Origin of the sequence: Microcoleus sp. B5-D4 (assembly GCF_036705145.1) — a bacterium.
In the GTDB taxonomy this organism is placed as follows: domain Bacteria; phylum Cyanobacteriota; class Cyanobacteriia; order Cyanobacteriales; family Microcoleaceae; genus Microcoleus.
Genome location: NZ_JAUBTV010000020.1, coordinates 1 through 13182, shown reverse-complemented (window position 1 = coordinate 13182; position 13182 = coordinate 1). Strand labels below are relative to the sequence as shown.

15 protein-coding genes are annotated in these 13182 nt (G+C 46.0%); 9 read left to right on the top strand and 6 right to left on the bottom strand.

The window, feature by feature from the left end:
* Window positions 1-201: 201 nt before the first annotated feature.
* From QUB10_RS12245 to QUB10_RS12235, 3 genes are all read left to right on the top strand, one after another.
* Window positions 202-801, top strand: coding sequence for a sulfite oxidase-like oxidoreductase (locus QUB10_RS12245; protein ID WP_333202419.1), 600 nt, complete (start codon window positions 202-204; stop codon window positions 799-801).
* Between the two features lie 626 nt (window positions 802-1427).
* Window positions 1428-2123: a PEP-CTERM sorting domain-containing protein gene (locus QUB10_RS12240; RefSeq protein ID WP_333202417.1), complete on the top strand. Its 696-nt coding sequence runs from the start codon at window positions 1428-1430 to the stop codon at window positions 2121-2123.
* Window positions 2124-2346: 223 nt separating this feature from the next.
* The gene (locus QUB10_RS12235; protein WP_333202415.1) at window positions 2347-2583 is read left to right on the top strand and encodes a hypothetical protein; all 237 of its coding nucleotides are present in this window, start codon (window positions 2347-2349) and stop codon (window positions 2581-2583) included.
* Between the two features lie 213 nt (window positions 2584-2796).
* Here the strand turns inward: QUB10_RS12235 and QUB10_RS12230 are convergent, their stop codons facing one another.
* Both QUB10_RS12230 and QUB10_RS12225 read right to left on the bottom strand, forming a co-directional pair.
* Window positions 2797-3030 carry a hypothetical protein gene (locus QUB10_RS12230; protein WP_333202414.1) on the bottom strand — a complete coding sequence of 78 codons (234 nt, stop codon included), beginning with the start codon at window positions 3028-3030 and terminating at the stop codon, window positions 2797-2799.
* Between the two features lie 90 nt (window positions 3031-3120).
* On the bottom strand, window positions 3121-3303 hold the full coding sequence (locus QUB10_RS12225) for a mechanosensitive ion channel domain-containing protein (protein ID WP_333202412.1): 183 nt from the start codon (window positions 3301-3303) through the stop codon (window positions 3121-3123).
* A 505-nt stretch (window positions 3304-3808) separates the two neighbouring features.
* Between QUB10_RS12225 and ahcY the strand changes: the two genes are divergently transcribed.
* The 4 genes from ahcY to QUB10_RS12205 all read left to right on the top strand — a co-directional run bounded on the left by ahcY (window position 3809) and on the right by QUB10_RS12205 (window position 9054).
* The gene (gene ahcY / locus QUB10_RS12220) at window positions 3809-5086 is read left to right on the top strand and encodes an adenosylhomocysteinase (protein ID WP_333047387.1); all 1278 of its coding nucleotides are present in this window, start codon (window positions 3809-3811) and stop codon (window positions 5084-5086) included.
* 175 nt (window positions 5087-5261) lie between these two features.
* Complete coding sequence (locus QUB10_RS12215) at window positions 5262-5867, top strand: DedA family protein (RefSeq protein ID WP_333202410.1); 606 nt, start codon at window positions 5262-5264, stop codon at window positions 5865-5867.
* 176 nt (window positions 5868-6043) lie between these two features.
* Entirely contained in the window at window positions 6044-7468 is a 1425-nt protein-coding gene (locus QUB10_RS12210; RefSeq protein ID WP_333202408.1) for an NADP-dependent isocitrate dehydrogenase, read from the top strand.
* A 251-nt stretch (window positions 7469-7719) separates the two neighbouring features.
* Window positions 7720-9054, top strand: a complete 1335-nt coding sequence (locus tag QUB10_RS12205) for a glycosyltransferase (RefSeq protein ID WP_333202407.1) — start codon at window positions 7720-7722, stop codon at window positions 9052-9054.
* A 20-nt stretch (window positions 9055-9074) separates the two neighbouring features.
* On the opposite strand, the gene QUB10_RS12200 is transcribed toward QUB10_RS12205, so the two are convergent.
* A complete protein-coding gene (locus QUB10_RS12200) occupies window positions 9075-9689 on the bottom strand; it encodes a glutathione S-transferase N-terminal domain-containing protein (protein WP_333202405.1) in 615 nt (204 codons plus the stop codon).
* A 137-nt stretch (window positions 9690-9826) separates the two neighbouring features.
* Between QUB10_RS12200 and QUB10_RS12195 the strand changes: the two genes are divergently transcribed.
* Both QUB10_RS12195 and QUB10_RS12190 read left to right on the top strand, forming a co-directional pair.
* Window positions 9827-10219 (top strand): DUF2358 domain-containing protein, encoded by a 393-nt coding sequence (locus QUB10_RS12195; RefSeq protein ID WP_333202403.1) that lies wholly within the window; start codon window positions 9827-9829, stop codon window positions 10217-10219.
* Window positions 10220-10518: 299 nt separating this feature from the next.
* Window positions 10519-11691 (top strand): TRC40/GET3/ArsA family transport-energizing ATPase, encoded by a 1173-nt coding sequence (locus QUB10_RS12190; RefSeq protein WP_333053180.1) that lies wholly within the window; start codon window positions 10519-10521, stop codon window positions 11689-11691.
* A gap of 330 nt (window positions 11692-12021) precedes the next feature.
* Here the strand turns inward: QUB10_RS12190 and QUB10_RS12185 are convergent, their stop codons facing one another.
* From QUB10_RS12185 to QUB10_RS12175, 3 genes are all read right to left on the bottom strand, one after another.
* Complete coding sequence (locus tag QUB10_RS12185; protein ID WP_333202401.1) at window positions 12022-12315, bottom strand: hypothetical protein; 294 nt, start codon at window positions 12313-12315, stop codon at window positions 12022-12024.
* The gene (locus QUB10_RS12180; protein WP_333202399.1) at window positions 12305-12601 is read right to left on the bottom strand and encodes a BrnT family toxin; all 297 of its coding nucleotides are present in this window, start codon (window positions 12599-12601) and stop codon (window positions 12305-12307) included. The genes QUB10_RS12185 and QUB10_RS12180 overlap by 11 nt, the downstream gene beginning before the upstream one ends.
* A gap of 104 nt (window positions 12602-12705) precedes the next feature.
* Window positions 12706-13089 carry an SMI1/KNR4 family protein gene (locus QUB10_RS12175; RefSeq protein WP_333202397.1) on the bottom strand — a complete coding sequence of 128 codons (384 nt, stop codon included), beginning with the start codon at window positions 13087-13089 and terminating at the stop codon, window positions 12706-12708.
* Between the last annotated feature and the right edge of the window lie 93 nt (window positions 13090-13182).

Sequence of the window (13182 nt, the reverse complement as noted above, 5' to 3'; positions counted from 1 at the left end):
ACTTACGCTGGAATCATAATAGTTGGTAATTTTTAGCTTCGGCTATCTCCGAAGACAGAATTAGGTTGACATCAGGTAGAATTTAGGGATTTTTCTTTCTACAGAAGTCCTGAAAGCTTTCTACCTTGAGATGAATTGCGATGCGTCCATCTCAGCAAGCTATAGTGAGGATTGCAGTCAGTTACTGTAGAGCGTGAATCAATGCAGGGCAAATTTTTTCGCAAGCCAGAATCAGAAAACATCGATCGCGTCCCCCCAGGTCAATACCTCGCCAACGGCTTTCCTGTGCTGACCTACGGCGATACACCCTCCGTCAGCATTGAAAGTTGGGAATTTAAAGTCTGGGGATTGGCAAAAGCACAAACCTTCACTTGGTCGGACTTCCAGGCCATGCCCCAAAGTAACTTTACTGCGGATTTTCACTGCGTCACTCGGTGGTCAAAACTCGACGTGCAGTGGACGGGAGTCAAAGTCACAGATTTTATGAAGTATGTAGAAGTCGATCCAAAAGCTCTGCACGTCCTGGAACACTGCTACGGCGGCTACACTACCAACATTGCGATCGCCGACTTCCTCCGAGAAGAAAACTTTTTCGCCCACACCGTCTTCGGCGAACCTCTATCCGCAGACCACGGCGGCCCAATGCGGCTCGTAGTTCCCCACCTGTACGCTTGGAAAAGCGCTAAATGGATTAACGGCCTGGAGTTTACAGAAACCGAAGAACTCGGTTTTTGGGAACGCAACGGCTACCATCGGCGGGGCGAACCTTGGGCAGAGGAACGCTACAGCGGTCTGTTTTGATGCGGGCGATCGGGAGCAAAGACGGGGCCAGACCTTCTCTATACAATCTTTCTTGAGGGGCAATCCGGTCTTTTACCGCTTAAATCGGCTGAAATTGCATCTCCTCGATCGCATCTTTGGGATATCTCACCCCACGGGATATATTTAATTCAACCAAAATACCTAGACCCAAAGATCGCATTTTGTAGGTAATTTACCCGATAGATAAACTACTTTAACTCCCCTACACAAGTCCCAAAAACAAATATTCCCAGTTTCGGGTTAATAGAAAACTCTTTTAACTGTCAGTACCCACGAATATTACCGTATTTATACTTAAGTGTTTGCTATTGAGGATTTAGACTTGAGAATATAATAAAAAATTAGCATAAGCCCCATCCCCATCACTTTGGCAGCCCCGCGCTCCCATGCCCGCGACTGCAAGGTTTCAAGCCACAATATTTATAATTATTTAGTGGGTATTATGAGGGAGCCATCCCCCGCGGGCTACGGCTAGCGACAGCATTTATGAAGGATATGTAAAGGCTTGATAAAGAATATGTCAAACTTTACCTAAAGTGATCCAAATACAAACAAAGTATCGCATAATGAAAATATTAAGACCATCGCACAAAAGGAACAGGTTTATGAATACCAAACTATTATCCGCCCTAACAGCTACCGCCGCCGCCACAGCTCTGTTTGGCGTCGGAGCTCCAGCTCAGGCCTTCTCCTTTGGCACCAACGGCATCACATTCAGCCAAGATACCAGCGTCAAGTTTAACTTCAAAGAATCTCACGGTGGGTATACTTCCTCTTTGGGCATCTACAGTGTGAACAACTCGGCGACCTCTCTAGTTAGCACCCTGTTTTCGGAAACTAAATCCTCAGACAACGGTGGCGCGGACGAATGGAAAGGAACTCTGGGCAATACAGTCTTGGGTCCTGGCTCGGCAGTATTCACATTCCTGGCAAATCAAATTTATACTTTGGGACTCCACAGCCGCTTCGGAGCCGGCACTGTCTACTCGACCTCAGCCTTGAACGGTGGCAGCCAGCAAGCGGTGTTTGGCGCACAATCGCAACTGTGGGACGCACTCAACAAAGAAAAAACGAACGTCTTCAAAGCTGCCGGACAATACACAAACGGAACAGGTTCTCTGTTGAATGGAGGCACACTAATCTCCTTCGACGATCGCGGTAACGGAAAGGACGCAGACTTCCAAGATTTCACAGTCAGCGCAGAAGCAGTTCCAGAACCGATGACAATGACTGGTTTGGCTCTTGGTTTAGGTGGCTTGATTGCAGCGCGTCGCCGCCGTGCTAGCAAGACTACTTCATGATATTTTTCAAATGGGAACAATCTCATCATTTACGTTTGACAAAATAAAATTCAATTTGGAGGCGCGCTAATGAGAAATAGGCTCGCCTTTTGCTTGATTTGAAAAGTCAGAAGGGAGAAGTCATATCAATTCTGGTTGCACTCCTCCGGAATTGCTGACTGTTGACTGTTGACTGTTGAGTGTTGACTCGGCGTCGCCAAACTGAATGATGGTTGAGTGTTGAATGTTGACTCGATTTTACGCCCGACTTTCGCAGCGCGGATTTGATATCAGAGGGAAGTTCGGCAACGCCCAGTGTACGGGATTTAATGGATTTAACGGATGGGTGTTGAGGGAAGAAGTCAAGCGTGAAACAAGAGGATTTTTCCCACTACCCCACTCTCCCACTCTCTCCCTCTCCCAACTCAAAATTCAAAACTCACTCACGGTAAATTGTTCGATCGTACAAAGTCACCAGTAATATCATTCCGGTGTTACCGGAAATGATATTACTGGTGACTGTTGACTGTTGACTGTTCACGGTGTCAACAGTCAACAGTCAACAGTCAACAGTCAACTCGAATTTACTATTCCGATGAAGAGTGGATTTGATATAAGCTGTTCGACATTCAAACTGCAATATTTGTGGGCCAGACCCCATACTGCAAGGGGTGGAGGCAATAAATTTAAATGACTAACAGCTTACCGGTTGAGGAATTTTAATGTCCGCCCGGATGCACGCTACTTTAATCGCCACCACAGCCCTGGTGTGTGTCCGTCGCACCTGTGCTTGTTCGCGCAGCGTCCAATAGCGGACAATAAGATGCAAAGAACCATCGTTAAAGCCTGAAGTATCAACATCATAGGCTAAATTTAAAGGCCAGTTAGTTCGCCTGTGGGGCAGACCTATTAGTAAACTGTTGTGCATTTAAATTGTATATTGAGGGCGTGAGCTCCGGCCCAACCCCTACTCCCCACACAAGTAAAGATTTATTTGACTATGCAATTTAAATGCGGATTAGCTTACCCGCACTGAATTGGTAAAGACGATCGCCTTCGGCAGGATAACTCGCTCTCCCCGATCACTAATAATTTGAGTTGAAGGCAGCAAAATCTTTTCAACAGTACCTTCAAAGCCTTCTACAACTATCCGATCGCCCAATTGAAACGGTTCGTGCAACAGCAACAATATTGGGAGCATCTCAATGAAAGCAGCCCAGCCCAAAATTGGAGTTAGGAGCCAGGAGTCAGGAGTCAGGAGGAAAGAGTCAGAAGGAAGGAGGAAGAAGAAGTGTTTTTACAAATATGAGATGCTCCCACAATATTTCCGCTAAAAAGTATTTGAAGATGTCTGGGAACGGGAAACTAATCCCTACGGAACCAAGTCCTAACCAACTGATGATATCTGCAGGCTGCCAAGCTGGGAACGCCACGCAGGCCCTCAAACTTCCAGCCGCCCCAGTGAGAGTGTCAAATAATTAAAGAAGGCCACGCTAACACAAAAGATTGAGATCGATCGCCCGACAAGAATGTTTGACTCTCGCTGTGCAGGTGACTCCATCCACTAGCTCGCTAATCATTAAAACACAATCAAAATTTAAGATTAGCAGCGCCGACCCCGATCGAGTAAAATCACAGCACTTGCCCCCCGATGACTTAATCTGCTAAAACTAACAAAGTTTGATGATTTCTGAGAAATAACATACATGGTTGCTACATCCGTCAAGATTAAACACGAAGTCAAAGACTTGTCCCTCGCCCCCTTGGGAAAGCAACGCATCGAGTGGGCCGGCCGGGAAATGCCCGTTTTGCGGCAAATTCAAGAACGCTTCGCTAAAGAAAAGCCTTTTGCTGGCATTCGCTTGGCTGCTTGCTGCCACGTAACCACAGAAACCGCTCATTTGGCAATCGCCATCAAACTCGGCGGTGGCGACGCCGTACTGATCGCCAGCAACCCCTTGAGCACTCAAGATGACGTAGCGGCTTGCTTAGTTGAAGACTACGGCATTTCCGTCTTCGCCCTCAAAGGAGAAGACGCGGCTACCTACGAACGTCACGTCTACACAGCCCTAGACCACCGCCCCAATATTATCATCGACGACGGCAGCGACGTAGTAGCGGCCCTGATCCAGCACCGCCCGAACCAAATTTCCGACTTAATCGGAACTACCGAAGAAACTACCACAGGCATCGTGCGCCTGCGGGCCATGTTGAAAGACGGCGTGCTGACTTTCCCCGCAATGAACGTCAACGACGCCGACACCAAGCACTTCTTTGACAACCGCTACGGTACCGGTCAATCTACCCTAGACGGCATTATCCGCGCTACCAATATTTTGTTGGCCGGTAAAAATATTGTGGTTGCAGGTTACGGTTGGTGCGGCAAAGGCACGGCACTGCGCGCCCGCGGTATGGGTGCTAACGTAATTGTCACCGAAATCGATCCGATTCGGGCGATCGAAGCAGTGATGGACGGTTTCCGCGTCATGCCGATGGACGAAGCAGCAACAGTCGGAGATATATTCATTACCGTTACGGGCAACAAACACGTCATTCGTGCCGAACATTTCGAGACAATGAAAGACGGTGCAATTGTTTGCAATTCCGGTCACTTCGACATTGAAATTGACCTCAAATCTCTCGGCGCAAAAAGCACCGACGTGAAAACGGTTCGGTCTTTCACTCAAGAATATCACCTCAATAATGGCAAGTCGATTATTGTGTTGGGCGAAGGCCGTTTGATCAACTTGGCAGCAGCCGAAGGACACCCCAGCGCCGTGATGGATATGAGCTTTGCTAACCAAGCTTTAGCCTGCGAATATCTAGTTACGAACAAAGGCAAACTAGAGCCTGGTATTCACTCAATCCCCGTGGAAGTTGACAAAGAAATTGCCCGTCTCAAATTGGAAGCAATGGGTATTCACATTGATACCTTGACTGCCGAACAAATTGAGTACACAAACTCTTGGACTTCGGGCACTTAATCATCGTTTATTGTTCCCAAGCTGTGCCGGGGAATAAATATAAGGAGGCTCTGCCTCCCTCATGGGGAGTCGAGGCAGAGCCTCGCTTATATGCGTTCCCAGGCAGAGTCTAGGAACGAGCGATGACTAATGACTAATGACTACTGACTTCTTCTTACCAAATTAGTGAATCAAAATGGTTGAATGGATAACTAACACAATGCAATCGATGGGCTATCTCGGAATTGGCCTGTTGATGTTTTTAGAAAATATTTTCCCCCCCATACCCTCAGAATTGATTATGCCGCTGGCAGGATTCACGGCCTCAAAGGGTGATGATATGGAGTTAGCGCCGGCGATCGCAGCAGGAGTAATCGGTACAATTCTGGGCGCGCTTCCCTGGTACTATGCGGGTAAATTATTGAGCGAAGAACGCTTGAGGAATTTAGCCGACAAATACGGCAAGTGGATCACAGTATCGGGCGCCGATATTGACAAAGCAAATAGATGGTTTAACAGACACGGCAACAAAGCCGTGTTTTTGTGTCGCCTCGTACCGGGAGTTCGCACCCTAATTTCCCTGCCCGCTGGCATCAATAATATGCCTTTAATTCCTTTTTTACTATACTCAACCGGCGGCACTCTTTTATGGGTAAGTTTCCTGACTTTTGCCGGATATAAACTAGGGGAAAATTATACACTTGTAGAGGATTATCTGGGCCCGGTTTCCAAAATAGTTGCGGTGATTATAGTCATCTGGTGTATTTTGTGGATTGTGAAGAAGAATATGCAAAAAGAATAAAATTCTAGATAAATGCAGACATCCCCAAAAACATCTGCGTTTATCTGCGTCTATCTGCTATTATCGGCGGTTAAAAATCAAGTTATCAAAAATTTATACAAATATTTATGATTGGTTGAGGTTTAGGCAGATAATCGTGGCAAAATAGGGAACATTGCTATCCGCGCTGTTAAGATATGTACGAAAAAATTGTAGCCCCGACAACTGGTTCTAAAATTACTTTCAAAGACGGTTTGCCGATCGTCCCCAATGACCCGATTATTCCCTTTATTCGTGGCGACGGTACCGGCGTTGACTTGTGGCCAGCATCCCAGAAAGTCATGGATGCTGCGGTAGAAAAGGCTTACGGTGGCGATCGCAAAATCAACTGGTTTAAAATCTATGTAGGCGACGAAGCCTGCGATGTCTACGGTACTTACCAATATCTGCCCCAGGATTCCTTAGACGCCATCAAAGAATACGGAGTCGCCATCAAAGGGCCACTGACAACCCCAATCGGGGGCGGCATTCGATCGCTAAACGTAGCTTTGCGGCAAATCTTTGACCTTTACGCCTGCGTGCGGCCCTGCAAATATTATGCTGGAACACCATCGCTACACAAAACCCCTGAACTCCTAGATGTAATTATTTACCGGGAAAATACAGAAGATATTTACCTCGGAATTGAATGGGCCAAAGGCAGCGAAATCGGCAAAAAATTGATTGAATTCCTCAATAATGAGTTAATTCCCGCAACACCAGAACATGGCAAAAAACAAATTCGCCTCGATTCTGGCATCGGAATTAAACCCATTAGCAAAACAGGTTCTCAGCGTTTAGTACGGCGGGCCATTACCCACGCTTTACGGTTGCCGAAAGATAAGCAGCAAGTGACTTTGGTGCACAAAGGCAACATCATGAAATATACCGAAGGAGCTTTCCGAGATTGGGGTTATGAATTAGCAACCACCGAATTTCGCGAACAGTGCGTAACTGAAAGAGAGTCTTGGATTCTGGGCAACAAAGAAAAAAATCCCGACATTAGCTTAGAAGATAATGCTCGCCAAATAGACCCAGGATACGATGCCTTGACCCCAGAAAAACAAGCCAAAATTCGTCAAGAAGTAGCCGACGTTCTGTTTGCAATTTGGGACAGTCACGGCAGCGGCCAGTGGAAAGAAAAAATCATGGTCAACGACCGAATTGCTGACAGTATTTTTCAACAAATTCAAACCCGACCGGCCGAGTATTCGATTTTGGCGACAATGAATCTGAACGGGGATTATTTGTCCGATGCGGCCGCCGCCATTGTCGGTGGATTGGGCATGGGTCCCGGTGCTAATATTGGTGATGAATGTGCAGTTTTTGAGGCGACTCACGGCACTGCGCCGAAACACGCTGGTTTGGATAAAGTCAATCCCGGTTCCCTGATTTTGTCCGGGGTAATGATGTTAGAATACATGAGATGGCAGGAGGCAGCAGACTTGATTAAGAAGGGTTTGGGAGCGGCAATTTCTAACGGTGAAGTTACTTACGATTTGGCGAGGTTGATGGAGCCGCCGGTGCCTGAGTTGAAGTGTTCGGAGTTTGCTGAGGCGATTATTAAGCATTTCGCGGATTGAGTTCCTCGGTGCGCCAACAATTGAGTGCTGGAAGCAGGTCATAAAATCATTCCAATCCTGAATCAGCAGTAGCTTTAAAACAACACCGCGATCTTCTATGTATTGGTACACTTGCCAAGATAGGGATAGCGGTGTTATAAAGTTCTTGAGTCCCCGAGCAATTATCACTCATTCGCGAACAATTAGTTAGGGTAGGGAAGCAAGGGGGCAACCCCAGGGAATTTCTCCTAAACCTATATATATCCCGAATTATGACAACTTGTACAGATACTGGAGTTTTTATGGAAAATAAAGAGAAAACTGATACGATGCGGGTTTTGATTCTGGCGGATGTTTGCAATCCTGAGTGGCCTTCTTTACCGGTGGTTGGATATAAATTTGCGCGGGCGATAAGCAATTATGTTAATGCTACGGTTGTTACCCAAATTAGGAATAAACAAAATATCGATAAAGTCGGAATGGGTAACGCTAAAATAGTTTATATAGATACAGAAAAAGTTGCTGCTCCCATTCAAAAGCTAACGACTTTACTAAGTGGCTCAAACAAAGCCTGGACAATTAACGCAGCGCTGGGTTATTTCAGCTATCTCGCCTTTGAGTGGGAAGTCTGGCAGCGCTACAAGCAAGAGTTGCAAAGCGGGAATTTCGATGTCGTTCACCGGATTACCCCGATGTCGCCCACGCAGCCAAGTCCTATCGCAGCTTGGAGTCCTATTCCTTTTTTGCTAGGGCCTCTCAACGGCGGGCTGCCTTGGCCGAAAGCTTTCACAACAGAGTTGAAGCGGGAGCGCGAGTGGTTGAGCTATGTGCGAAATGCTTACAGGTTAATGCCTTTTTACCGCTCTACTTATGAACGTTCAGCAGGAATTCTGGCGGCATTCGATCACACGATCGTAGATTTGCCAGCCTCAGCGAGATCGAAGACAATTAATTATGCCGAAGTTGGCATCGATCCCGAATTGTTTAAGCTACCCGAACGCTCTAGTAGCGAACAAGTGACGGTACTGTTTGCCGGGAGGCTAGTTCCCTATAAATTGCCAGAAGTTGTCATTCGCGCTTTCGCTAACAGTTCGATTTTGCAGCAGCATAAATTAGCGATCGTTGGCGACGGACCCGAACGTCCTAGACTAGAACAATTAATCGCAGAACACAATTTAGGCAACTGCGTTAAACTTTTAGGTCAAAAAACCCAAGCTGAAGTGGGAGAATTGATGCGCCAAGCTGAGATTTTTGCTTTTCCCTCGATTCGCGAACTGGGGGCTGGCGTTGTGGTTGAGGCAATGGCCTGCGGTATGGCTTGTGTTGTAGTTGACTACGGCGGACCAGGTGCGCTGGTAGGACCCGATCGGGGGATTAAAGTTCCTATCGGTAATTTTGACACACTGGTAAAATATTTTACCGCAGAACTCGAACAGCTTGTCGCCGATCGCGATCGTGTTGTACGCATGGGCATTGCAGCCCACAATTACGCCATGAATCACTATTCCTGGGATGTTAAAGCTCAGCAGATGCTGCAAGTTTATCAATGGTTAGCAAGTCATGGCAGTGTCAAACCGGATTTTGAGCAACAGTCAAATACCTTGTGACCGTTCGTCAAGTTTAATTCTCAGTTAGGACTTCCGCCAACTGCCATGCCGCGCTCAACGGCGGGACGCTTCTGCACGGTTTCTACCCAACGTTTAAGGTGGGGGTGGTTGTCGAGGGTTAATCCTTGAAATTCATAAATAGCAACCCAGGGATAGGTAGCAATGTCGGCGATAGAATAGTCGCCGCAGATGTACTCGTATTTTGCTAGTTGAGTGTCTAATACTCCGTAGAGGCGCAAGGTTTCTTTTTCGTAGCGCCCAATCGCATAGGGAATTTGTTCGGGTGCAAAGCGTTTGAAGTGGTTTAGCTGACCGAACATCGGGCCGACGCTGGCCATTTGAAACATCAGCCATTCCATAACTTGAAAGTATTTTTGTTTGTCGGTTGGCAGAAATCTGCCGCTTTTTTCGGCAAGATAGATCAGAATAGCGCCGGACTCGAAGACGGTGATGCCGTTATCTCGATCGACTATCGCCGGAATTTTGCTGTTGGGGTTGATGGCGATGAATTCTGGGCTAAATTGGTCGTTTTTTGTGATGTCAATGACGTGCACGTTGTAGGGTAAACCTATTTCTTCGAGCATGATCGAGACTTTGCGACCGTTCGGGGTAGTAAAAGTGTAGAGGTCAATCATAGTTGTGATGTTAAGTTGAAAGTTGGCAAGGCAGGAAATAACCTGATATAATATCACAATTTGGACGAAAATTGCGTATTTTAGATATATACTGTTAAAATTATATTCTAATAATAGAAGAATAACGATCGCTCGAAATGGACATTATTGAAATTCTCAAAGACGATTATCAACGATTTCCCGATAATCAGACTTACAGCATCTATGCAAAAGATGTTTATTTTGAAGATCCGGTGAATCGATTTACCGGAGTCGATCGCTACCGCAAAATGATCGGGTTTATGGGGACTTTTTTTCAGGATGTAAATCTCGATTTGCACGGGATTTCGCAGTCTGGAGATACTATAGACACTCGCTGGACTCTGAGCTGGATCGCACCGCTACCTTGGAAACCGAAAATGGCGATCGCCGGTAGGAGCGAACTGAAAGTCAACAGCGACGGTTTAATTGTTTCTCACATCGATTACTGGGACTGTTCGCGGTTGGATGTGCTCAAACAGCTTGTATTTCTTCGGAAAACTAATGTTTGAGAATTTGGCTTAGGTTTTTTAGCAATAAAAAATAGTTTTTCAAGAGCGAGAGCCCTTTTTTAACCGCAGATGTTAGCAGATAAACACAGATGAACGCTGATGGATTTTTATTTGTTGCAATTGATAGCTGAGATAAATAATTTTAACTGATATTGACATTGCAGCAATTTCGTGAGTCACAGGAAATGTGCTGTGTCCGGCTGGTGCTTGTCGCCAAAATTAAGCGCCGACTAAATTAATCTCTGTTACAGAACGTTACAATAAAGAAGTAAAGAATTTTCAGGCGAGCTAAACAATCAATGCGCTTAATATTAATGACCGGAAAAGGTGGCGTCGGCAAAACCTCCGTAGCCGCTGCGACTGGGCTGCGGTGTGCCGAATTGGGATACAAAACCCTAGTGCTGAGTACAGATCCCGCTCACTCCTTAGCCGACAGCTTCGACATGGAACTCGGACACGATTCGCGGCTGGTAAAACCGAATTTGTGGGGAGCAGAATTAGACGCTCTCAGGGAATTAGAAGGCAATTGGGGAGCCGTTAAGCGCTACATTACTCAAGTCTTGCGAGCGCAGGGGCTCGAAGGGGTGCAAGCTGAAGAATTAGCTATCTTGCCAGGAATGGATGAAATCTTCGGTTTGGTGCGAATGAAGCGGCATTACGACGAAGGCGAATTTGATGTTTTAATTATCGATTCGGCTCCGACTGGCACTGCATTGAGACTGCTAAGTTTGCCGGAAGTTGGCGGCTGGTACATGAGAAAATTTTACAAGCCGCTGCAAGGCATATCAGCCGCTCTTAGACCTTTAGTTGAACCAATTTTTAGACCAATTGCGGGTTTTTCTTTACCAGACAAAGAGGTGATGGATGCACCTTACGAATTTTACGAACAAATCGAAGCTTTGGAAAAGGTTTTAACTGACAATACTGTGACTTCGGTAAGGTTAGTTACCAATCCCGAAAAAATGGTAATTAAAGAATCTCTGCGCGCTCATGCCTATTTGAGTTTGTACAATGTAGCCACAGATTTAGTAGTAGCTAACCGGATTATTCCCGCAGAAGTAACTGACCCATTTTTTAAACGGTGGAAAGAAAGCCAGGAACAGTACCGTCAGGAAATTCACTCAGATTTCATGCCGCTGCCAGTTAAGGAGGTGCCACTTTATTCCGAAGAAATGTGCGGTTTGCCAGCTTTGGAACGGTTGAAAGAAACGCTTTACAAAGACGAAGATCCAAGTCAAGTTTATTACAAAGAAAATACGATTAAGATCGTCCAGGAAAACAATCAATATAGTCTTGAACTGTATTTGCCCGGAATTGCTAAGGATCAGATCCAGTTGACCAAAACGGGAGATGAGTTGAATGTTCGGATTGGGAATCACCGCCGTAATTTGGTGTTGCCGCAAGCTTTAGCGGCGCTGCAACCTTCGGGGGCGAAGATGGAGGATGATTATTTGAAGATTAAGTTTGCTTAACAGGACTTAGGCACTCTTAACCTAAAAAACCCGGTTTCTAGGAAAAATCGTGGATAATCCCTTGAGATATTCACGCAGAAACCGGATTTTTTTCCCGCGTGCAGGTATTGAGCTATTCAGCAGACTTACGCCATTCTTGTCCGAGGCGAACTGCTTTGTCAAAAGTAGCACGGTTGCGTCTGCGTTTATGAGACAGTGACTTTTGTAATGGTATCAATTCCGATTGTACCGGAATGATTTAACCGCAGAGGGCGCAGAGTCTGCAGAAGAGAGAGATGAATAATTCCGATGTCAACGGGTTGGATATGAGATGCTGCTGGCTAGATACAATTAACATGATTTAGCATGAACGACTTCCTTTAATGCCTCATCAATCACTGCATCGCTGACACCTCGACGCTTCAAACTTGCTACTAAGGCTGTCACTGTCTCGCTCTCAAATCGTTCTAAATCAACGCGCAAACCTTGACCGATATAAGCACGAATTAATGGCTGATAACCCGAAAAACCCAACAATGGTGCAACTTTTTTTAGATCTTCCACAACATCTTCGGGCATACGAATCGTCACGCTAGTCATTGGACGGTTTCGATCTAATCTCTGCTTTAATGCTTCAACTTTCATACTCTGCCCTCTCCTGACGAGTTGCTTTACGTGCTGAAATAATCCGAATGACATTTTCTTCACGCTCAATGTGAACCACATACAGTAGATTCCACCGGCTATCTAGCCCAATCACAGCATCACGCGCTTCCTCATTGCGGCTGGCATCAACCACAACTAGAAATGGGTCGAAGAAGACTTCAGCAGCTTGTTGAAAAGTAACCCCATCATGATTTGTGGGATTTATCCGCGCTTTTCCCTCGTCCCATACAAAGGTAATGCCATTGAGCACGAAGTATACATTCATGCTCCCTAGTATAGGTAAAATGTATTTACAATGTCAATACGTTATTCACAAAAAACGATCGTTTTCAAACTACTGCCACAGCCTGTGCTGCTTGTTGGGGCCTTTCAATTGTGTGTCTGCATAAATATTTCAAAGTCAACTAGATCAACTAACCCATAACCATTCTCAGAGAACCGATATTCTCCTCGTTCTAGTGCATCCGCAAAGGTTTCCAGATAAACTCGAAAACTAGGTGCAATAAGCCCTCTAGTAGCCTCCCGCCACTCAACAATAATGACTTGTCCAACATTTCCGCCTGCTGCTGGAGCTAAATCTACGCATTCGCAAGCACCATTGCTTTCGTTTGTGAATGGAATCCAATTCGGGTTCCACCAACCGTTCCAGATTCCTTCAAAAATGTGGTCACAATCGCACCTAAAATTATCGTCTGAACACTCCTGCCATTTTTCAGATATTTCGATCGCGCTTTGGAGAGAGAGGAACTCCAAGTGGGGGAACAGGGAAGGTTGAGTCGAGGAGGGATATTATTCCCTGCCCCTCTCAGTTAGATCTGGGCGTGCGATTTTCACCGCACCCAGCTC